Origin of the sequence: Thermodesulfobacterium thermophilum DSM 1276 (assembly GCF_000421605.1) — a bacterium.
GTDB lineage: Bacteria > Desulfobacterota > Thermodesulfobacteria > Thermodesulfobacteriales > Thermodesulfobacteriaceae > Thermodesulfobacterium > Thermodesulfobacterium thermophilum.
Window position 1 is genome coordinate 47929 of record NZ_ATXI01000001.1, and the last position, 20834, is coordinate 68762.

The window sequence follows — 20834 nt, forward strand, 5'->3', positions numbered from 1 at the left end:
TTTTCAAAAAAGATATTCTAAACCTTAAAACTTATTTTTACAATTTATTTTTATCTATTTTTACAAAAAAGTCAAGGGTAATTTTAAAAAATTTCTTTCACCATCGGCACTTCATCACAATCCGGAAATTTTGGACATCTTACGCAGTCTGACCACACCTTGTAAGGCAACTCAGACTTATTAGTTCTTACAAATCCTACCTTTTCAAAAAAAACAGGCACTCTAGTTAAAACAAAAACCCTTGGTATTTCAAGTTCTTTTGCCTCCTGCAAACAAGCCTTTACCAAAGCCAATCCAATACCCTTATTTTGATGCTCTTCACTTACTACCAAAGACCTTATTTCTGCTAAATCTTCCCAGCAAATCTGCAAGGCACAAGCGGCAACTACTAAATCTTTATCCTGATAAACAAAAAAGTCCCTTACATGTTCATACAATTCAGATAAAGGCCGAGAAATGACCTCTCCAGTTTTAGAAAAATGTAAAATTAGTTTATAAATATACTTTATGTCAGAAAGCTTGGCTTTTCTTATCATTATTAAAACCTTATAAAAATTTACTTTAACTCTACAGCAAAAGGTTTACTCACTCCAAGGTCAGAGGCTACCTTAGTAGCTGCTTTTTCTGCCTCCTCTCTGGAGGCATATCTACCTACATAAACCTTATAAAGAGTTTTTCCCTCAGAAGGAATAGCTTTTACCGTAACCTTATAACCTTTTTTTTCAGCTAAAGTTCTCAACTTTTCAGCAGATTCCTTTTGCGAAAAAGCACCCACCTGAAGCGCAAAAGACCCTTGTTTTATCTGGTTAGAAATTTTCGCTACCTCTTTGGTTTTAGAAATAGATGTTTTTTCTTTGGAAGGTTCTTTTACTTCAGATACCTTAGGTTTAGCCTGCTTTTTTTCTTTTTCTATTACTTGAGCTTCTGCTTTAGGTTCAGGTTTAGAAGGTGGGACAAAAGCTTGAGAAGAAGCATTTTTTTGAAGATCTACAGGTTTTTCTGCCGTTGCGTTAAGCCCAGAAGAAGGTGGTGAGATCGCACTTTCATTACTTGGAAGAAGTGGAGGTGGTGGGAGCTCCTCTTTAGAGGTAGACTCTGCGGCTATCTTCTCCTGTTCTTTAGAACCTAATTTACTTCCTACCCAAACTCCTCCAATAAAACTCCAAACCAGTACACACAACCCAAAGAGTATAATAAAAACTAAAGCAATCCTACTTACCTCTATTTTTACCTTCTTACCCTCCATAAAAAACCTCCCTTTTACATTTTTTCTGGGGAGTTAACCCCCAAAAGATTTAGGCCATTTTTTAAAACTATCTTACACCCTAAACACAAACCAAGTCTGGCTAAAGTTAACGATATATCTTCTGAAAGTACCCGATGTTTGGTGTAAAACTCATGAAATTGTTTGGCAAGGTCTAACAGATAATAAGTAAGTTTATAAGGGGCATAAAACTTGCCTGCTGATTCTATCACCTCTTTAAATTCTTCTATCTTTTTGGCAAGAGCAATCTCTTCCTCTGAAGAAAGAAGGCTAAAATCTACCTCTCTCCAGTTTATTTCTCCTAAACCTTGCTCTGTTGCTTTCTCAAAAATGCTACAAATCCTTGCGTGAGCATACTGCACATAATAAACTGGGTTTTCTTGAGACTGCTTTTTGGCCAAATCTATATCAAAATCTAAAGGAGAGTCGGAAGACCTGGATAGAAAAATAAATCTGGTAGCATCTACCCCCACCTCATCTAAAAGTTCTTTTAGCTCTACAAATTCCCCTTGTCTGGTGGACATGCTTTTTAGTTCTCCACCTTCTATAAGATTAACCATCTGAATAAGAATTACTTCTAAATTTTCTGGATTTAAACCTAAAGCCTTAAGAGCCCCTTTTAACCTTTTTACATATCCATGGTGGTCTGCTCCCCAAAGGTTGATCGCAAGGTCAAACCCACGGTCTACAAACTTTTCATGATGATAGGCTATGTCTCCTGCAAAATAGGTATATTCTCCGTTTGAACGTATAAGTACCCGGTCTTTTTCATCTCCAAAATCAGAAGACCTAAACCATAAAGCACCTTCTTTTTCATAAACTAAACCTTTTTGTTTTAAAAGGTTTATCAAAGCATCTACTTTGCCTTTTTCATAAAGGCTTTTTTCTGAATACCAACTATCATAAACTACCCTGAACCTTTCAAGGTCTGATTTTATATCTTCAAGGATGGTCTTTATCGCTATCTCCCTGCAGATGGCTATGGCCTCTTTTTTTTCTAATTCTAAAAGGTTAGGATAGTCTGCCAAAACCTTTTTGGCTATATCGTAGATGTACGCACCTTTATAAAAATCTTCCGGAAAATTGATCTTTTCTCCTTTTAACTCCTTAGCCCTGAGATAAACAGACTCCCCTAAAATATCCATTTGAGTACCTTTGTCGTTTATGTAATACTCTCTGATAACAGAATAACCAGTGAACTCTAAAACCCTTGCTAAAGAATCTCCGTAGGCTGCACCCCTTCCATGTCCGATATGAAGAGGCCCGGTTGGATTGGCGGAAACAAACTCAATCAAAACCTTTTTGCCTTTACCCAAGTTAATCCTACCATAGTTGTCTTTTTCTTCTATGACTTTAAGCAAGTTTTCAAGATAATACCGAGTAGATACCCAAAAATTGATAAACCCCGGTTTAGCAACCTCTACCTTTTCAAAAAGATTTCTTTCTTTATAAAGTTCTTGAACCAACTTCTCAGCTATTTCTAAAGGAGGCAGGTCTAAGGATTTTTTTAATACAAAGGCTATGTTGGTAGCATAATCCCCAAAAGAACCTTTTCTTGGGGTCTCTATTTCGAACTGAGGTAAAGGTATCTCGCCAAAAACAGTTTTAACAGCCTTTTCTACTGCCTCTTTAATCCTCTGTTTTATCAACCTTCGTCTCCTTTCTTAAATTTTTTAAAAGGGTTAGGTCAGGAGAATAGTCAGGACACTTCAAGGGTTGGGTATTGTCAAAAGAAAACTTTTTGGCACAAAACTCCCTCCAAGCACAGGTAGCACATAAAACAGGAAGTTCTGAACTTGATCTTTCTTTTTCTTTCTCCAAAGTTTACTCCTGGTCAAATTTTTTTAAATCTTGAAACTTTTTATTAAGAAACTCCAAATTTAAGGTTTTGTCAAGATTGGAAAACGAAAAATATGGAGGTAACGGAGCCAAGACTTCAACAGGCTGTTTTTCCAGAGGATGGGGGAAACATAAAAAACAAGCATGCAAAAGAATAGCTTTACCTTGGTTGACCAACCTTTTAGATCCATACCTAACATCCCCTACCACAGGGAACCCAAGACTACTTAGGACAGCCCTTAGTTGATGTTTTCTTCCTGTAATAGGAAAAAGCAAGACTAACGATCTATTTTTTACAACCTGTAACGTTTCATAATAGGTTAGACTTTCTTTTGCACCTTCTTTAGGTTCCCAAAAAACCAAAGCTTTGTGAGATTTTTGATCCCATTTAAGATAAGCCCTAATCAAGTGTTGCCCTTTTAAGGTTCCTTCTACCTCGGCGAGATAAATTTTACCCACCTCTTTCTGTTTAAAACTTTCGGTAAGTCTTTTAGCTGCTTTTGTCCTCTTGGCTAAAACTAACGCTCCAGAAACAGGTTTATCCAAACGATGAACCACCGCTAAAAAAACGTTTCCTGGTTTATTATCTCTTTTTTTTAAATAATCTTTTAACAAATTTAACAAAGATACCTCTAAATCTTTTGCTCCCTGAACCACCATTCCAGCAGGTTTATTTACCACCAAAAGACTTTTATCTTCAAAAAGGATAAAATCTTCTTTCATGGAGTCCGATTTATGTTCTCTCTTTCTTTTAAAAATTCTTCTTTCTTCTCTTTTATCTCCGAAGCCTTTGGAGAAGGCTTTTGATAAAACTCTTCAGAAATTCCGAATAACCTAAAGATAAAGGTAAAAACCCCTTTTCCTAAACTACTGGGATGTAAGGGAATGATGTTATAATTATCGTATGTCCCTACCACCTGTAAAGGTAGGTAAACTAACATCCTCGGTTTCCCAAGAACCCATTTCCCTAACCCTGGAACCTTTTCTATGATCACGTCTATCGTCTTGAAAGGAGAGGCATAAAAAGTAAGGTTTAGCTCCTTGTTTTTCAGGTTGATCGGCCCTTCTCCAAACAATCTAAAACCTGAGGCTGAAAGAAAGACCTCGTCTATGACTAAAGTGGTATCGATAAACCGAGAGTTAAAAAGTAATTCTTCGTAGGGTAATAACTGACTTTCCAAATTAGGAATTTTTCCTCTAAAAAGGTCTATCGGACTTAAAAAACCCAAAAGATGAGCTATAAGAGGAGCACGATAAACATATCCCTTTTTAGATTTAAGTATCAACTCTCCTCTGCTATTCGTAATCCAATCTTTACTATTTCCTTCAAAAAAGGCATATCCTTTTACCTTATAAGGACCTTCTAAGATTACGGTAGGCATCTCTTCTGGATACAGACAGGAAAAAAGGTCTAACAGGTCTCCTTCTGAAGGAAAAAGTTCTACAAAAACTTGATGGTTCTCTTCTGAAAGGGAATAGATAAAATCTAATCCTAATCCGCAAAAATTAGCCTTGATCAAGTTGGCCCACAAAAGTTTCGCTTTTGTGTTTAAACTTAAGTCTAAACTAAAGTTTTCTACCTTATGAGAGGTAGGAAGAATAAGGTCGTTTGCGTTCACCTTTAACTCTGCTATTAGAGGAATCCCTTGGAAATAGTCCCAGATTTCTTTTTTAACCGTTTTATCAGAGGTTTCTTGGGTTGATTCTAAAACTAAAAACTTTTTTAAATTTTTTAAATCCATTTTTTCAGACCTTAAATCCCCTGTAACCAAAATGTATTTTTGGTTGGTATCCACCTTTAAGTCAGCTAATAAGGTAGAATTGTTCCATTCAAACTTAAACTTTCCATAAATCGTATGGTTCTTAGCAATCTTTCCTTCACCCTCAATCGCTATTTCATCTTTAACCTTAACTCCTTGAAGTGTAAGCCAACCTTCTTCAAGAAAAAGGTTTTTGTTTAAGTAGTCGTTTATCAAAGAAACTAAGATATTTTTTTCTTTTTTAAACTTTAAGTGCAAATTGTTTTCTACTAAACCTTCTAATGGGTAAGGTACCTTATCAAAGATTGTTCTTAACTCTTCCAAACGAGTTTTACCTTGCAGGGTTAAATCTATTTGATTTTGGTTTAACCTTAATCCAAACTTCTGTTTACTTTCTTTTCCGTTAAAACTCCCAAAAATCGTTGTCTGGTTTTTAGTTTGGTCCAAAGTTATAGAAATTTCTTTATCTGAGATCTTAAAGATTCCTCGGGATTGAACCTGTCCGTCTCTATAAGCCAAAGATAGGTTTTCTATGTTTATCGGAGATTTTAACAGAAAAGAAGCCTCTTTAAGCCCTAAAACCTTCTCAATCTTATCCTTTAGCTTTTCTTTCACCTCTCCTTTTAGTTCTAAAAAAATTTCTTGGTCAAAAACCCTACCCTTACCTACAAAATTAGAGTCTTCTATTTCAAAAGCGGCCTCTCCAAAAGAAAGACACCCATCGCGCCAAACTAAAGGTAAACTTTCTGAATAACCAGAAAATCTTTCTCCTTTTACCTCTTCACTTACCCTAAGATTTACTGCTTTTCCCTTTAAAAAGAGATTGCCTAAAATAGCCTGTTTTAGGTTTACTTGCTCTTGGGTTAATTGTTTTAAATTCCCTCGAAATTCCCCTTCTTCTATCTCCAAATTTTCAAATTTAAGACCCTTTTCTTTAAAAAACACAGCTACCTCTTTTACCTTATCCTTTAAAAACTCTAAAAACTCAGGTTTTATGGTCACTCCCCAAACTTTAACCCCAAAGTCTAAAGAGGATAAATCTAACTCAAAACCTCCATCTTTTATCGCCAATTCTTTATTAAATACATTTAGATTGGAAAGATTTAGTTTGTTTTTGTAGTAAAAAATTTTAGCTGTTTTTAAGTACAAAGGTTTGTCATAAAAAGGCACGGCTAATGAGGCATCTTCTGAAGCTATCTCAAAGGAGAGTTGAAGAGCATCTAAAGGACCTTTTAGGTCTATCTTAGAAACAATAGAACCCTCTGTCTTAAATTCTTTTATTTTTTCTCGGTAAGGCTTGAACATGTCAAAGTTTGCTACAAGCTCTTGGATTTTTTCTGCCCTACCTGAGATGGTTCCTTCTAACCAGAGCTCAGGCTGTTTTTTTGAAAGGTCTAACTCAAAACTTTTTACCGTCCCTAAGACAGAACCTTCTACTGCCAACGTTCCGTTAAAGATAAGCCTTCCTTCTAAAAAACGCACCTCTCCTGTGACTTGTTCTAAGTCTAAAGGAAGAAAACCCAGAATGATATGACCTTCTTTCAACTTACCTTTCGCTTTTATCCTTTTATAGTCGATAAGCTCTTGCCAATCTTTTCCAGAAGAGACAACCTCTATATCTTCCAAACTCCCTTTCTCTATAAAATCAAAAGCTTCTTTTACCCCCTTTTGTTTTTCAAAAAGAAGAATCCCTACTCTTTTTATCTCTACCAAATCAAGTTTTTTAACCTTAAGACTTGCTTCTAAACCGTACTTTTTCTTGAAAAACTCTCCCTGTGCCTCTAAAAAAGGATTTCTCAAAACTATTTTTTCAAGGTTTAACATAAGCCCATCTTTTTGAGAGCTAAAGATTCCGGTAATAACGCCACCTAAAAGTTTTTCTTGAGGGAACTGTTTCAAAATCAGTTGGGGATTTAACATTTGAAAAGAAAGATAAAGGTTTTCTTTTTCTAAAGTCAGCTCAGCCATCAAATCAGAAGTAAGACGCCCTATAAACGGTTCTCCCCCCTTAATAAAACCGGTAAAATCAAAATTCCTAGCCTCAATTGAAGTTTCTAAGAAAAGAGATGCAAGATTTAACCTTCCTTTTATTTCAGCTTCCTTAAACTGAGAACTTTTAAGAGATTTTAACTCCCATAGGGTTTGTTGATTGTCTATTTTCAAAAAAAGATCTGTCTTATCGAAAATCAACCAGCCTATGGAAGATTCATACTCTATAGTGGCTTCTTTAGCTTTAAGGTTAAAAGGAGCCATCTTTTTTAACTGGTCTCTTAACTGATACAAGTTTAAAAGTTCCGGTGACCGATAAGATTTTAATTTAAGATTTTTTACCTGAAGGCTTTCAGGGAAAAATTTTAACCTAAAAATTTTGGATAAAGATAAAAAAGCAGTAGCCTCAGGAGCCTCTACCTCATGATATCTATTTTTAAACACAAAATCTTCAATCTTTACCTTTCCTTCAAAAACATCTATCTTTATTTTTTTGTAGTTTATATCTATCTTCTGGGTATTTTTTAAAAAGTTGATCAGAGGTCCTTTAATCCGGGGATGATTAAGAAAAAAATCTATGTTCACTACACATAAAAATAACAAAGAAAAGACAAAAACAAGCAAAAGAAGAGTAAAACGAATTTTTTTTACCATTGTTTATAGATTTTAACGCTAAACGGTTAAAAAATCAAGAAAAGTTTAGACTTGGATAAGTTTATAAGATAAGTGTATTGCCTGGATAAAACTTGACGGGTTAGCAACACCTTTGTTTGCTATATCATAAGCTGTGCCATGACAAGGAGAAGTTCTTATTACCGGAAGTCCTAAGGTTATGTTTACCCCATCTTCAAAATGTATAAGTTTAAAAGGAGCAAGCCCCTGATCGTGATACATGGCAACTACCAAATCATAACGTCCTTGATAAGCCCAGAAAAAAAGGCTATCTGCAGAATAAGGACCATGTACCGGAAGACCCGCCTTTTGGCAAAGGTTTATGGCCTCTTTTAAAACGGTCTCCTCCTCTTTACCTATAAGACCTCCTTCTCCTGCATGGGGATTAACCCCACAGAGGGCGATTTTGGGATTTAATACTTTTAGTTTTAGTAAAAATTCAAAAGAAAGCTTAGCTGTAGTAAAAACTTTGTCTGCGGTTATCTTTTCTGGGACCTCTTTTAGGGGAATATGTGTGGTAACCAGCGATACTTTTAATCTTTCTCCATAAAAACTCATCACAAAATCTTTAGCCCCAAGCTCTTGAGCCAGCCATTCTGTATGTCCTTTATATTTAATACCAACTTTTTCTAAACCTTCTTTACTTATAGGTCCGGTAACAATAGCCTTTATCTTACCTTCTTTAACAAGGTCTATGGCTTTTTGTACAAAAAGTCCCATTGCCTGGAATCCCTCAACCGAGGGTTCCCCGGGCTTTACCTCTATTTCGGTAAGAGATAGAATCTCTACCTCAAGAGGGATTTTAATCCCTAACCATTTAGCCCTTTGTTCTAAAACTCGAGCGTCTCCTATAATCAAAAGAGAAGGTAAAACCTCGGGAAATTTCTCTTGAAAATGTTTAAGTGACTTAAGGATTACTTCTGGACCTATCCCTGCAGGACACCCTAAGGTAATACCTATTTTATTTTCTATCAAAAAAGACCTCCTTGGGAAAAGGAGGCTTTTTAGCCTCCTTTTCCCAAGTTTATTTCATTTCCTCAAAATCAGCGTCTATCACATCATCTCCGCCTTTTTTCTGAGAACCTTCTTGAGAAGAACTCTGTTCTTGAGACGTAGAAGAAGCCTTTTCTCTGTAAAGCATCTCTGCAAGTTTATAAGAGGCTTGAGTTAATTCATCGCTTGCCTTTCTTATTTCGTTTATGTCCTCTCCTTCCATAGCCTTCCTTAGTTGGGCTATTTTTTCTTCTACCTCTTTTTTAAGAGGCTCTGAGACCTTGTCTCCTAATTCTCTTAAGGTCTTTTCTACAGAATAGATAAGGCTGTCTGCCTGGTTGCGGGCTTCGGCAAGCTCCTTTTTTCTTCTATCTTCTTCAGCAAACTGTTCTGCCTCTTTAATAATCTTCTGGATTTCATCTTCACTTAACCCTGAAGTAGGTCTTACCACGATAGACTGTTCTTTCCCGGTGCCTAAGTCTTTAGCAGTAACATGTAAGATCCCATCTGCGTCTATGTCAAAAGCAACCTCTATCTGAGGCACTCCTCTTGGAGCAGGAGGGATGCCTACCAGGTCAAACTTTGCGATACTCTTGTTGTCTTTAGCCAGAGGTCTTTCTCCTTGCAAAACATGGATGGTAACTGCTGTCTGATTATCGGTAGCTGTGGTAAAAATCTGACTCTTTCTGGTAGGTATGGTGGTGCCTCTTGGTATGATAACCGTAAAAACACCTCCCAAGGTTTCAATTCCCAAGGAAAGAGGAGTTACGTCTAAAAGAAGCACATCCTTTACCTCTCCTTTTAACACCCCAGCCTGAATGGCAGCACCCATAGCCACCACTTCATCTGGGTTAACACCTTTCACCGGCTCTTTTCCAAAGATTTCTTTTACCTTTTGTTGGACCCTTGGCATACGGGTCATACCACCAACTAAAATAACCTCACTTATATCCTTAGGAGTAATTCCTGCATCTTTCATGGCAATACGACAGGGTTCTTCTAATCTTTCTATCAAATCCTCTACTAAACTTTCAAGCTTTGCCCTGGTTAACTTCATTACCAAATGTTTAGGTCCTGAGGCATCAGCGGTAATAAAAGGAAGGTTTATCTCAGTCTCTAAGGTGCTTGAAAGCTCAATTTTAGCCTTTTCAGCAGCTTCTTTTAACCTTTGTAAAGCCATTTTATCCTGTCTTAGGTCTATCCCATGCTCTTTCTTAAACTCTTCTGCGATGTAGTCTACTATTCGCATATCAAAATCTTCACCACCTAAAAAGGTATCTCCAGAGGTTGACTTAACTTCAAATACACCATCTCCTACTTCTAAGATAGAGATATCAAACGTTCCTCCTCCAAGGTCAAAAACAGCAATCAAACCTTCTTTTTTCTTTTCAAGCCCGTAAGCTAAGCAAGCAGCCGTAGGCTCGTTGATAATTCTGATAACGTTTAAACCGGCGATCCTACCTGCGTCTTTGGTTGCTTGTCTCTGACTGTCATCAAAATAAGCAGGAACGGTAATTACCACATCTTTTACTTCCTGGCCTAAATACTCTTCTAAATCTTGCTTGATCTTTCTAAGGATCATGGCTGAAATCTCAGGAGGACTATAACGTTTTCCTCTTATTTCTACATGGGCGTCTCCGTTAGGTGCTTCTACTATCTTATAAGGAACCTTTTTCTTCCATTCCTGTACCACCGGATCGTTAAACTTTCTACCCATCAATCTCTTAATTCCAAAAATGGTATTTTCTGCATTGATAATGGCCTGCCTTTTAGCAGGAAGACCAACCAATATCTCTCCGTTTTCTTGAAAGGCTACCACCGAAGGTGTAGTCCTTGTTCCCTCTCTGTTAGGGATTACCTTGGGCTCACCACCCTCAAATATGGCAACACAAGAGTTAGTAGTTCCAAGGTCAATACCTACTATAGGTACTTTGCTCATTTTTCAACCCTCCCTTTAATTTTTATTCGTTTTCTACTATGTTTTCTTCTGTTTCTTTGTTTCTCTCTTCAGAAGGTTTTTGTTCCTCCTTTTTCCCCATACACACACAAACCAAAGCAGGTCTTATTAACCTATCATGCAAGGCATAACCTTTCTGATATACCTTAGTGATACCTCCTGAAGGAACCTCCGGATGAACCTCTGTAGAAAGGGCTTCATGGTAAAAGGGATGAAAAGGTTCTCCTACAGCTGGAGCTACCTGCTTTAGCCCAAATTTTTCAAGGGTAGAAACTAAAGATCTAAAGGTTAACTCAACCCCTTGTTTTAAGGCCTCTATGTTTTGAGTCGTCGAAAAAGCCTCTAACGCCCTTTCTAAATTATCTATAGCAGGTAATATCTCTTTAAAAAGGTTTTCCAAGGCAAACTTATAATAATCTTCTTTTTCTCTTTTAAAACTTTTCTTTAGATTTTCTATCTCAGCCGCATACCTTAAGGCTAAATCCTTCCAGTATTTAAGCTCATCTTCCTCTTTAGCCTTAGCTTCTTGTTGAGTTTCACGATTTTCCTCTAAATTCTGTTCTTTTTCTTTAACCTCTTCCATATAAGCTCACCTCCCAAACTTAGCACCCTTTACATCTTACCGTTTTAAGTTATGATAAAAATTAAGACTTTTATTTAATTTTTCCAGAGTATTAAACCAAAAAATGCTTGAAAAATGGAAAATTAGAAATATTTTAGCCCAAGCTTTTGAGGAAGATATACCTTTTTATGATGTAACCACAGAATTGGTGGTCAAAGAAAACCCTATAGTAAAAGCTTATTTTTTAGCTAAAGAACCTATGGTAGTATGTGGTACGTTGGTGGTAGAGGAAGGGTTTGCCTTTATCGACCCAGAAATAAAAATCTCTTGGCACTATCACGACGGTCAAGAAATAGAACCCTATACAAAAATAGGAATGGTAGAAGGTAGGGTAAAAAGCATACTAAAAGCAGAAAGGGTGGTTCTTAACCTTTTTCAACATCTTTCTGGGATTGCCACTTATACCCGAAAGATGGTAAAAAAACTTAGCCCATATAAAACCATCCTGCTTGATACGAGAAAAACCCTTCCTGGCTTAAAGGTTTTACAAAAATATGCGGTTAAGGTAGGAGGGGCACAAAATCATCGTTTCTCTCTTTCTGACGGTATTCTCATAAAGGATAATCATATCAAAGTTTTAGGAGGAATAGAAAAAATCCCTCAAGTACTTAAAACTTTACCTCATTACCTAAAAATAGAGATAGAGGTAAAATCTTTAGAAGAGTTAGAGTTTTTACTGAAAGCCAAAGCACCTATAGATGTAGTTCTTTTAGATAACTTTACTCCAGAAAACGTGCAGAAAGCAAAAGATCTTATCAAGCATTACAACCCTAACCTTAAAATAGAAGTCTCTGGTGGAATTAATTTAGATAACATAGAATATTTTGCCAACCTTGAGGTTGATTATCTCTCTTCTGGGAGCTTAACCCATTCGGTTAGAGCAGTAGACATTAGCTTAAAAATAGAATAGAGGGAGGGAAAACCCCTCCCTTTGTATCATTTTAGAGGTTAGCGAAAGTTTTTTCTAAAGGTGGTACCACTTCTTTCTTTCTACTCATAACGCCTGGTAACCAAACGCTTTTTCCTTCTAATTTCTTCCCAAAAGTAATCTCAATGATCTTTGGTTCGTCTGTGATAACCATCAACTCGGTGCCTTCCTTCATGATGTCTGTTAACATCAACACCACAGAATGATAAGCCCCTTCGACCTTAATCTTATTAAGCTCATCATAGATTTCATCAAACCTGTTTTCTACGGTCTTTAAGTCAACCAACTCTATCTGTCCTACTCCTACCTTTTTACCACTCATGTTGTAGTCTTTGAAGTCTCTCATGATGATGTCTTTGGCAGACATTCCAGAAACATCAGAAAGTTTGGATTTTACCTCTACACCAAAGTTTATAATGTCGTCTATCCCGGCGATCTTGGCTAAAGCTTCAGCTGCTTCTTTATCAGCCTCGGTGGTGGTAGCAGACTTAAAAACCACGGTATCGCTTAAGATGGCTGCAAGCATGAGACCAGCTATTTCCTTAGGAATTTCAACCCCTGTTTTATCAAAGAGAAACTTCAAAACAGTACCAGTACAACCTACTGGGAAGTTAACAAAAAATATCGGATTAGGGGTGGTTACATCTCCGATTTTGTGATGATCAACCACGGCTACTATTTCAGCCTTGTCTATGTTATCAACACTTTGCACCTTATCAGAGTGATCTACTAAAGCAACAGTCTTGCCTTCGCCGTCTGTCATAATCTCAGGCACTGCTACCCCAAATTTTTCTAAGACAAACTTTGTTTCTGCATTAGGTTCTCCTTGAATCACTGGCACGGCTTCCTTTTCTACATTCATGATTTTACAGCCTGCTTTTTTCCAAGCGTTTAAAAGGTAAGCAAACACTATAGCAGAAGCCACAGAATCAGTATCAGGTTTTTTGTGCCCCACTACATAAATTTGATGATGCATAAGGTCACCTCCTAAAAATTTATTTTTGAATTTTAAATAAACTATTATACTAATTTTTCCGTCTTGTCAACCCTAAAAATTAACTATATAATTTCAAAATTAAAAAAATTTGATCCCCAAAAGGGAAATTTTAAAGTTTTTTAAAATATTTCCGATTTATTTTATAAAATCTCTCTTAGAGGATTTATGGACAGAGAAGCCGTAAGAATAGATGTAATAATTCCGTTAGAGGTGACCAAGTTAGATCCCTCTGAGATAGAAAACAGAATAGCCCATGTAGTAGGAGATACCTCTATTTTTTCCTACATTCCTATTAAAGATACGATAGATGAAGCGTTAAACTCTTGGTTAAAGCTAATCAACGCAAAACTTGATTACCTTATCAACCTTATGTCTCGGGAAAAAGAAGGATTTAACAACCTTCCTTATAAAAAAGTAAACTTAAGTGAAAAAGGCCTAAGATTTATTAGCCAAGAACCTTTTGAAATAAACGATTTTGTAGAAATAAAAACGGTATTAGACCTTTATCAGCCTGTAGGTTTTTATCTTTATGGCAAGGTAGTCAGATGTAAACCTTTAGAGGGAAAGTTTGAAGTAGCTGTGGAGTTTGTAAACCTAACTAAAGACATCAGAGAAAAGATAGGTTTTTTTATCCTGCAAAAGGAAAGAGAAATCATCAGAGAGATGAGGGAAATCTAAATGCCTTCTATAGTAGGTTTTATTGTAGTTATAGTTTGTGTTTTTGGTGGGTATGCCTTAGAACATGGGAATTTTTCAGTTCTTGTACAGCCGGTAGAATGGTTAATCATCTTTGGAGCAGCAGGAGGAGCCTTATTAGCAGCTTCAACCCAACCTGCTTTAAAAGGGGTTATACAATATTCTATCAAAGGACTTACTAAACCTCAAATTTATGGGAAACAAGATTTTATAGACTTACTGCTTCTTTTAAATGATATCTTTAAGAAGATAAAAAAAGAAGGTTTAATCTCGATCGAACAAGACATTGAAAACCCAGAAGCAAGTAAAATCTTTTCAAGCTATCCTAAGGTTCTTGCTAATCATCACGCCTTAGACTTTATTAGAAACACTTTTCGTTCTATTTTAACCACCAACATCACACATTTTGAGTTAGAAGCCCTTTTAGAAAATGAGATAGAAATCATCCACCATGAAAATTTAGAACCGGTACACCGTCTTGAAAAACTTGCAGACTCTATGCCAGGGTTGGGTTTGGTGGCCGCAGTTTTGGGTATAATTTTAACGATGGGGAAAATTGATGAGCCACCTGAAGTTTTAGGTCATCACCTTTCTATAGCTCTTGCAGGTACGTTTATCGGTATCTTAACCTGTTATGGATTTTTAACCCCTCTTGTCCAAAAATTGGAGTTTTTTTGCAATCAAGAAAAAGAATATCTTAACGTCATCAAAACCGCTATCGTTTATTTTATAGGAGGTGGAGCCCCTCAAATAGCGGTTGAATTTGCCAGGAGAACCATACCTCCTCATATGAGACCATCTTTTGAAGAACTTGAAAACCTTATGAAAGGTAAAAAATAACAAATAAACCATGACCACTCCTCCTATCATCATCAAAAAGGTTAAAAAAATAGTCGGAGGGCATCACGGAGGTTCCTGGAAGATTGCCTATGCAGACTTTTTAGCAGGGATGATGACTTTTTTTCTTTTGATGTGGCTGGTAAGTATCATGGAACCTAAACAAAAAGCCCAGGTTGCAGCCTATTTTAGAAAGTTTAACATCTTTGAAAAGGCTGGTGTAAGTATGCTTATGGAGTATTACCGAAAAGGCACATTAAAAAGTGAATATAGTGGAATTATGCCTGAGGCCAAGTTTGACCTAAAAAAAGAAGAAGAAAAGATAAAAAAAATCGTAGAAACAAGACTAAAGTCTCTTAAAGAACATATTTTAATAGAAATTTCAGAAAAAGAAAAAATCATCCGTATAGAAATTGTAGAACTTACCAATCAACCTTTATTCCAGAGTGGTAGTGCTGAGTTAACTCCTACTGCTAAATCTATACTACAAACCTTAGCCCAGGAGTTAAAAGACGTTTCTGGAACTATAACCATAGAAGGACATACAGACGCTGTCCCTTCAAGAAGAGGAAAATTAGGAAACTGGGAACTCTCTACTGCCAGAGCCCTTTCAGCCATGTTAGAGTTAGAAAAAAACGGAATTTCTCCAGAAAAAATAAAAGAAGTAGTAGGATATGCAGACAACTTCCCTTTAATAAAGGATAATCCCTCTGACCCAAGAAACAGAAGGATAAGCTTAGTCATACATTACCAACCACCTAAAGAAACCTCCCAAGTCCAACCTATTTCCTCTACCAATTCAACTCCTTAGCCTAAAAACCACTTTAATAGGTACTTTATCAAAGTTCAGATGTTTTTGAAAACTGTTTCTGATAAACTTTTCTATGCTTTTAGGCACCTCTTCTGGATCAAAATTGATAAAAACTACAAAGGTAGGAGGCTTGATGTCTGTTTGAGTAGCATAATAAAATTTAAGCTTTTTCCCTTTTATCGAAAAATTATGATTCTCCTTTAGGTATTCCAAAAGTTTATTCACCTGAGCAGTGTTTACCCTTAAACTATATTGTTCCATTACCTCCTTTAAAACACTCCAAATTTCATTTACCCTTCTTCCGGTTTTGGCTGAAATGGTAAGAATAGGAAGCCAAGGCATAAACCTTACTCCATGTTTTATCCTTTCTAAAACCAGATTTCCAGCCTCTCTCTTTTTATCAAAAAGATCCCATTTATTTACTAAAAGGATACAGGCTTTGTGATGCTTATATATCTGTCTTAACAAACGCTGGTCTTGGTTGGTTATCCCTTCCTCGGCAGTAACCACCATAAGTACCACATCTACTCTTTCAATAGTATGTAAAGCCTTATCTACACCAAATTTTTCTGCTCTCTCTTCTAATCTGGTTCTTCTTCTTATTCCTGGAGTGTCTATCAACAAAAAACTTTCTCCGGTAGGGAAACTTAACCTTACATCTACACAATCTCTGGTAGTCCCAGGGATTTCAGATACGATCACCCTTTCATATCCTACCAAACGGTTGATAAGCGTACTTTTTCCTACGTTCGGTCTTCCAAGAATCGCTATCTTTAGCGGCTCTTCTTGAGGTATTTTTTCTATCGATCCTTCTAACTGCTTTTCTATTAGATTTTTTAATTCAGTAATATTTTTTTTGTTTTTAGCAGAAATAGAAATAATCTCTGGAAAACCTAAAGAATAAAAATCAAAAACCCTATCTTGATCTTCCTTGGCTTCTACTTTGTTTATTACCAACAAAATCTTTTTATCTTTTTTTCTCAAATATTCTGCGATAACCTTGTCTTCTTCAGTCAATCCCTGTTTAGCATCCACCACAAAAAGAACTAAATCTGCTTCTTCCAAAGCCTGGTCTACCAGCTTTTTGATAACTTCACTAAAAAACCCCTTCCCCCCCCATTCTATACCCCCTGTATCAACTAATTTTACCCCCTTCCCTTCTTCTAACTCAAGATATCCCTCTACCAGGTCTCGGGTAACCCCAGGGGTTCGTTCAACTATAGCCTTTTTTTCCCCGATAAGAGTATTAAAAAGCGTAGATTTACCTACATTAGGTCTGCCTACAATAAGTATTTTAGCCATACATCATCCCTTTAATTAAGTTTATCTAAAGTCTTATACATCTACTACACACTGAGCTATCCAGAGATCATCTTTTTTTTCTACCTTAGCCAAAGTAAAAGTAGCTCCTTTTACCTCAACCCCATACCCAAACTTTTCTGGAGAATATTTTTCTCCTAATAACGTCCCCTCTAACCTTACTCTCTGATCACTTTCCCATATTTTACCTTTAAATTCTTTAAAAAAGATATTTTCTAAAGCAAACAAACTTAACACCTTATTGATAAAAATCACCACCAATTCCTCTAAAAAATCAGCCTCTACCTCTATCTCTACCCTTTGATCAGCTGCTACTCTATTAAAGTCTACTTCTTCTCCAATCAAGCTAAAAAGGGCCTTTATCAAATTAGAAAAGGCCTCTTCTAAGGTCTTTCCATAACCTCTTATCCCTATGTCTGCTCCATGTTCAAAAGTTTCGTAACTTTTAGATAACATTACATTCTCCTAAGTTTTTTTATTTAATTTCCCAATCCTTATAATAGGTAAACTTTTTACAAGAGTCATATTCTAAATAGTGTGGAACTAAGGGAAAAAATATCTTAATCCCAAAATTTGTTCTTACTGTTTTTTCTGAACATACTATAAAATAATCATCCTTTGGGAAAACATAAAGGGTTCCTTCTTCAGCAGTAGAAAAATGAGGAATACCTTGTGTCTCAAGCAATGATTTAACTTCTTGATGAGGATGATAAGGTCCTCTACCTGACGTTAAAACCACTTTAGATTTTAGCCAACTTAAAACCTCCTGATTTATCCCCTTTTTTGAACCATGATGAGGAGAAATCAGCACCTCAGCTGGGAAAACTCTCCCCTCTTCTTTTAACCTATAAAACCTCTCTACGTCTATATCTCCAGGGCAAAAAATGGTTAAACCTTTATGTTCTAAAACTACAACCACACTTTCTCGGTTAAGATCTTCGTAAGCTTCAGCTCCAGGGAAAAGAAAAACCTCTGTTTCTCCTATTTTTAAACTCTGAGGAGAGGAAATCTCTTCTAAAGGATAAAGTAGATTTACCTTTTCCCAATCTTGTGAGTTAAACTTTCCAGTAACTTCTCTTTTTATCAAAAAACTTTTTTTCAACGTGTTAAAACCCCCGCTGTGGTCAAGGTCAGGATGGGAGATTATTAACAGGTCTATCATCGAAATCCCAAGCTTTCTTAAAGTAGGCTCTAAATAAAACTTCGTCCAATTAAACCCTTCATTCCCTGAAGAGTTAGTATTAAAATTGGGTCCTGTATCTATCATGATATGTTTATCTTTAAACTTAAAAACCATGGCATTTGCTCTACCTACATCTAAAACAAGAAAGTAACTTACTCTTTTGTACAAAGTATCAACAACTATCACAAATAATGAAAAACTTACCAAACAAATCAGAGAAATCTTTTTAGAACCAACATACCAGGCAATACCTATAAAAATAATAAAGCTTAACCATAACCAACAAAAAAGGTTTAAAGGTAAGGTTAAAGTTAGATAGCCTTCCCAAAAAGGTAAGTAGTTATATAAACAAAAAATTTTTCCTATAAAATTACCTAAACCTAAGGCTATGTCTGGTAAAATAAAAGAAAGAAAAGCTACTAAGATGCAACCTGGAATAAAGAAAAAACTCCAAAAAAAGCCTGCCAATAGATTGTTAAAAACCGTCCATATAGGGAATTTTCCGTTTATGGCAAAGATAAAAGGCATAAGTAATATACTTATTACCACAGAAATCCAAGAAGAATAAATTATCCAGTTTAAAACCCGATGATACCACCTATCAGAGGATAAAATTCTATCTAAAAAGCCAAAAAAATAAAACCTATATAACCTATCACCTAAAATCAAACCTAAGGTAGCCATAAAAGAAAGTAAAAACGAAAAGTTACCTATCAGGTAAGGTTGAAAAACAAGGATAACTCCTGCGGTAAGAAATAGGATGATTAAACCTGAGGTTCTTCTAAAAAACAATCGAGAAAATACGTAGATAGAAAGAAACAGAAAAGCTCTGTAGGCTGAAGGGCAAAAACCAGAAAAGACAAGAATAGAAAAGGCTGCTGGAAGGGCTGTTATATAAGCTAAATTTTGTAAAGGATATCCCCATTTTACCGCAGGAGTAAAACCAAGCAACCAAAAGCTAAAACGGTAAAATAACCAAAACATCACAGCTAAATTAAAACCTGAGATAGCTAAAAGATGGTAAAGTCCTTGATCTTTTAATCTTTCTTTAACTTCCTCTGGAAGGTTAGTTTCTACTCCTAAAACCAAAGCTTGAAAAAGACCTTTGGCTCCCTGGTCAAGCCCCTCTGAAAACTGAAAAAGTTGAAATCTTAAAGCCTCTACTTGAAAACCCTTAGGATCCCTGCATACCCAACCTTTTTCTCTTATAAAAAATACTTCCTCTTCGTATCCCTTAGCTTTTAATCTTAATTCCTTCTGAAAAAAGAAAGGAAGAAAATATTCTTTTACATTTTTAGGCTTTAACCATAGAAGACACTCTTGACCAGGTTTAAAATATAAACCATCAGTTTTAAACACAATTCTTCCTTTTTCTTTATCATAGGCTTCGATAAAATAACCTCCAAAATAGGGTTCTACCTTCTCTATAATTACATAACTCTCAAACTCTCTGTCCTCTGTTAAATTTAAACGAGATTCCCAATAATTTTTGCTAAAAATTAACGAACCAATAAGAATAAAACTGAATAATAAAAGATTGAACGACCTCTTTTCTTTAGACAAAAGATACCAAAAACATAAAAAAAGCATAAAACCTAAAGAAGGTAGCCACCAGGGAATACCTAAAAAACCTAAAAAAAGACCTAAGGAAAATCCTGCTACCAACAAGAAAAGCTTAGAATTCTTTTCAGGGAAAAAGGTTTTCTTAGGGGTTACGCTCTCTTTTACCAAAAAGAGCCTCTCCTATTCTGATAATAGTAGCTCCTTCTTCTACAGCTACGGTATAGTCGTGACTGGTTCCCATAGAAAGCTCTCTAAATTCGTTTCCTAAATAAGGTTTTAACCTTTCAAAAAGTTTTCTCATTTCTACAAAATAAGGCCTTACTTCTTCGGGATTTTCCTTATAAGGAGGTAAACACATAAGACCTATTATCTTAATTCTGTCAAAATTACTTATTTTTTCTAAAAAATCCTCTACCTCACCTTTGTTTATCCCTGCTTTGGTAGGTTCCTCTCCTATGTTTATCTCCACCAGAACCGGGACTCGTTTGTTTAACTTCTCAGCCTGTTTTTGTATTTCTTTAGCCAAATCATAACGGTCTAAGGTATGTAAAACCGAAAAAAGGTTTAAAGCCTTTTTCACCTTGTTGGTCTGAAGCCTTCCTATGAAATGCCATTCTATATCTAAGAAAAAAAGTTCTTTGATCTTTTTCTCTCCCTCTTGTACATAGTTTTCTCCAAAAAGTTTTATACCAAGTTCATAAGCAATCTTTATTTTCTCTATACTTTGACCTTTAGAAGCACCTAAAACTTGAATTGAATCCATCGGTCTACCAGCTTTTAAGCAAGCTTTTTGTAGGTTGTCTATCAAAATTGTATAATTTTTCTTTAAAATCTCTTTTAAAGATTGCATGCCCAAACCCCCTTTTCAGTAACCAAAAAATCTACCTTACAATCATGAGGTTCTAAAGGAAGTTTGTTGAAAACTTGAAAGGAAAAAGCAACCCCTATTTTTTTACCTTTTACTTGAGATAAAACCCGGTCATAAAAACCTCCTCCATAACCTATCCTACCTCCTTTCAAATCAAAAGCTAAACCAGGAACAAAGATTAATTCTATCTCTTTCAACTCTATTTTCGGATGTTCCACAGGGGGTTCTAATAATTTAAAAGGTCCTGGTCTTAAATCAGAAAAACTGTAAATTTGATGAAAGGTTAGTTTTTTTTGTTGAACCCAGGTTTTAGGTAAATAGACCTTTTTTTCTAAAAAACCTTTTCCTATCAAATAAAGTAGGGAAACCTCTCCGTCTTTTGGATAATAGTAAACAATCTCTTGAGATTCTTGATAAAAAGATAATTTTTCTATATGTTTACAGATAAAAAGACTTAACCTTTGCAAACATTCTATAGTATAAGACTTTCTAAGAGAACGGATTAACTCACGGACTACTGACTTTTGCAACTTTT

The 20834-nt window shown here is 35.8% G+C and carries 19 protein-coding genes; 4 read left to right on the forward strand and 15 right to left on the reverse strand.

Annotation, left to right across the window (positions count from 1 at the left end):
- Positions 1 to 83 precede the first annotated feature (83 nt).
- Genes H529_RS0100295 through H529_RS0100335 form a run of 9 tightly spaced genes read right to left on the reverse strand, consistent with a single transcriptional unit; the run spans position 84 to position 11057 of the window.
- Positions 84 to 536 carry an N-acetyltransferase gene (locus H529_RS0100295; RefSeq protein ID WP_022854579.1) on the reverse strand — a complete coding sequence of 151 codons (453 nt, stop codon included), beginning with the start codon at positions 534 to 536 and terminating at the stop codon, positions 84 to 86.
- 20 nt (positions 537 to 556) lie between these two features.
- Positions 557 to 1246, reverse strand: a complete 690-nt coding sequence (locus H529_RS0100300) for an SPOR domain-containing protein (protein ID WP_022854580.1) — start codon at positions 1244 to 1246, stop codon at positions 557 to 559.
- A 14-nt stretch (positions 1247 to 1260) separates the two neighbouring features.
- Complete coding sequence (gene argS, locus H529_RS0100305) at positions 1261 to 2913, reverse strand: arginine--tRNA ligase (protein ID WP_022854581.1); 1653 nt, start codon at positions 2911 to 2913, stop codon at positions 1261 to 1263.
- Entirely contained in the window at positions 2894 to 3085 is a 192-nt protein-coding gene (locus tag H529_RS0100310) for a hypothetical protein (protein ID WP_022854582.1), read from the reverse strand. Before H529_RS0100310 ends, argS begins: the two co-directional genes overlap by 20 nt.
- Positions 3086 to 3088: 3 nt before the next feature.
- Positions 3089 to 3826, reverse strand: a complete 738-nt coding sequence (locus H529_RS09530) for an RluA family pseudouridine synthase (RefSeq protein ID WP_022854583.1) — start codon at positions 3824 to 3826, stop codon at positions 3089 to 3091.
- On the reverse strand, positions 3823 to 7506 hold the full coding sequence (locus H529_RS0100320; protein ID WP_022854584.1) for an AsmA-like C-terminal domain-containing protein: 3684 nt from the start codon (positions 7504 to 7506) through the stop codon (positions 3823 to 3825). Before H529_RS0100320 ends, H529_RS09530 begins: the two co-directional genes overlap by 4 nt.
- A gap of 45 nt (positions 7507 to 7551) precedes the next feature.
- On the reverse strand, positions 7552 to 8499 hold the full coding sequence (gene pdxA, locus H529_RS0100325) for a 4-hydroxythreonine-4-phosphate dehydrogenase PdxA (RefSeq protein ID WP_022854585.1): 948 nt from the start codon (positions 8497 to 8499) through the stop codon (positions 7552 to 7554).
- 49 nt (positions 8500 to 8548) lie between these two features.
- Positions 8549 to 10456: a molecular chaperone DnaK gene (dnaK, locus tag H529_RS0100330; protein ID WP_022854586.1), complete on the reverse strand. Its 1908-nt coding sequence runs from the start codon at positions 10454 to 10456 to the stop codon at positions 8549 to 8551.
- Between the two features lie 22 nt (positions 10457 to 10478).
- Positions 10479 to 11057 (reverse strand): nucleotide exchange factor GrpE, encoded by a 579-nt coding sequence (locus H529_RS0100335; RefSeq protein ID WP_022854587.1) that lies wholly within the window; start codon positions 11055 to 11057, stop codon positions 10479 to 10481.
- A 103-nt stretch (positions 11058 to 11160) separates the two neighbouring features.
- On the opposite strand from H529_RS0100335, the gene nadC reads away from it, so the two are divergent.
- Positions 11161 to 12006 (forward strand): carboxylating nicotinate-nucleotide diphosphorylase, encoded by an 846-nt coding sequence (nadC, locus tag H529_RS0100340; protein WP_022854588.1) that lies wholly within the window; start codon positions 11161 to 11163, stop codon positions 12004 to 12006.
- A gap of 31 nt (positions 12007 to 12037) precedes the next feature.
- Here the strand turns inward: nadC and H529_RS0100345 are convergent, their stop codons facing one another.
- Positions 12038 to 13000: a manganese-dependent inorganic pyrophosphatase gene (locus tag H529_RS0100345; protein ID WP_022854589.1), complete on the reverse strand. Its 963-nt coding sequence runs from the start codon at positions 12998 to 13000 to the stop codon at positions 12038 to 12040.
- A 186-nt stretch (positions 13001 to 13186) separates the two neighbouring features.
- Between H529_RS0100345 and H529_RS0100350 the strand changes: the two genes are divergently transcribed.
- From H529_RS0100350 to H529_RS09535, 3 genes are read left to right on the forward strand one after another with little or no spacing between them, the layout of a single operon-like run.
- Positions 13187 to 13699: a PilZ domain-containing protein gene (locus H529_RS0100350; protein WP_022854590.1), complete on the forward strand. Its 513-nt coding sequence runs from the start codon at positions 13187 to 13189 to the stop codon at positions 13697 to 13699.
- On the forward strand, positions 13700 to 14557 hold the full coding sequence (gene motA, locus H529_RS0100355) for a flagellar motor stator protein MotA (RefSeq protein ID WP_022854591.1): 858 nt from the start codon (positions 13700 to 13702) through the stop codon (positions 14555 to 14557).
- 10 nt (positions 14558 to 14567) lie between these two features.
- Positions 14568 to 15365: an OmpA family protein gene (locus tag H529_RS09535; protein ID WP_022854592.1), complete on the forward strand. Its 798-nt coding sequence runs from the start codon at positions 14568 to 14570 to the stop codon at positions 15363 to 15365.
- Here H529_RS09535 and der read toward each other — a convergent pair.
- Genes der through H529_RS09540 form a run of 5 tightly spaced genes read right to left on the reverse strand, consistent with a single transcriptional unit; the run spans position 15354 to position 20829 of the window.
- Positions 15354 to 16667, reverse strand: coding sequence for a ribosome biogenesis GTPase Der (gene der / locus H529_RS0100365; RefSeq protein WP_022854593.1), 1314 nt, complete (start codon positions 16665 to 16667; stop codon positions 15354 to 15356). The genes H529_RS09535 and der overlap by 12 nt on opposite strands.
- A gap of 33 nt (positions 16668 to 16700) precedes the next feature.
- Complete coding sequence (locus H529_RS0100370) at positions 16701 to 17141, reverse strand: archease (RefSeq protein ID WP_022854594.1); 441 nt, start codon at positions 17139 to 17141, stop codon at positions 16701 to 16703.
- Between the two features lie 19 nt (positions 17142 to 17160).
- Entirely contained in the window at positions 17161 to 19599 is a 2439-nt protein-coding gene (locus H529_RS0100375; protein WP_022854595.1) for a ComEC/Rec2 family competence protein, read from the reverse strand.
- Complete coding sequence (locus H529_RS0100380) at positions 19574 to 20281, reverse strand: YggS family pyridoxal phosphate-dependent enzyme (RefSeq protein ID WP_022854596.1); 708 nt, start codon at positions 20279 to 20281, stop codon at positions 19574 to 19576. Before H529_RS0100380 ends, H529_RS0100375 begins: the two co-directional genes overlap by 26 nt.
- Positions 20269 to 20829 (reverse strand): 5-formyltetrahydrofolate cyclo-ligase, encoded by a 561-nt coding sequence (locus H529_RS09540; RefSeq protein ID WP_022854597.1) that lies wholly within the window; start codon positions 20827 to 20829, stop codon positions 20269 to 20271. The genes H529_RS0100380 and H529_RS09540 overlap by 13 nt, the downstream gene beginning before the upstream one ends.
- Positions 20830 to 20834 lie beyond the last annotated feature (5 nt).

What these genes read in the sequence shown, in the direction of transcription:
- H529_RS0100350 (WP_022854590.1), top strand. Translation starts at nt 13,187, where the DNA reads ATGGACAGAGAAGCCGTAAGAATAGATGTAATAATTCCGTTAGAGGTG.
- H529_RS0100295 (WP_022854579.1), bottom strand. Translation starts at nt 536, where the DNA reads ATGATAAGAAAAGCCAAGCTTTCTGACATAAAGTATATTTATAAACTA.
- nadC (WP_022854588.1), top strand. Translation starts at nt 11,161, where the DNA reads ATGCTTGAAAAATGGAAAATTAGAAATATTTTAGCCCAAGCTTTTGAG.
- der (WP_022854593.1), bottom strand. Translation starts at nt 16,667, where the DNA reads ATGGCTAAAATACTTATTGTAGGCAGACCTAATGTAGGTAAATCTACG.
- H529_RS0100300 (WP_022854580.1), bottom strand. Translation starts at nt 1,246, where the DNA reads ATGGAGGGTAAGAAGGTAAAAATAGAGGTAAGTAGGATTGCTTTAGTT.
- H529_RS0100370 (WP_022854594.1), bottom strand. Translation starts at nt 17,141, where the DNA reads ATGTTATCTAAAAGTTACGAAACTTTTGAACATGGAGCAGACATAGGG.
- H529_RS0100320 (WP_022854584.1), bottom strand. Translation starts at nt 7,506, where the DNA reads ATGGTAAAAAAAATTCGTTTTACTCTTCTTTTGCTTGTTTTTGTCTTT.
- H529_RS09535 (WP_022854592.1), top strand. Translation starts at nt 14,568, where the DNA reads ATGACCACTCCTCCTATCATCATCAAAAAGGTTAAAAAAATAGTCGGA.
- H529_RS0100380 (WP_022854596.1), bottom strand. Translation starts at nt 20,281, where the DNA reads ATGCAATCTTTAAAAGAGATTTTAAAGAAAAATTATACAATTTTGATA.
- H529_RS09530 (WP_022854583.1), bottom strand. Translation starts at nt 3,826, where the DNA reads ATGAAAGAAGATTTTATCCTTTTTGAAGATAAAAGTCTTTTGGTGGTA.
- motA (WP_022854591.1), top strand. Translation starts at nt 13,700, where the DNA reads ATGCCTTCTATAGTAGGTTTTATTGTAGTTATAGTTTGTGTTTTTGGT.
- dnaK (WP_022854586.1), bottom strand. Translation starts at nt 10,456, where the DNA reads ATGAGCAAAGTACCTATAGTAGGTATTGACCTTGGAACTACTAACTCT.
- H529_RS0100335 (WP_022854587.1), bottom strand. Translation starts at nt 11,057, where the DNA reads ATGGAAGAGGTTAAAGAAAAAGAACAGAATTTAGAGGAAAATCGTGAA.
- H529_RS0100345 (WP_022854589.1), bottom strand. Translation starts at nt 13,000, where the DNA reads ATGCATCATCAAATTTATGTAGTGGGGCACAAAAAACCTGATACTGAT.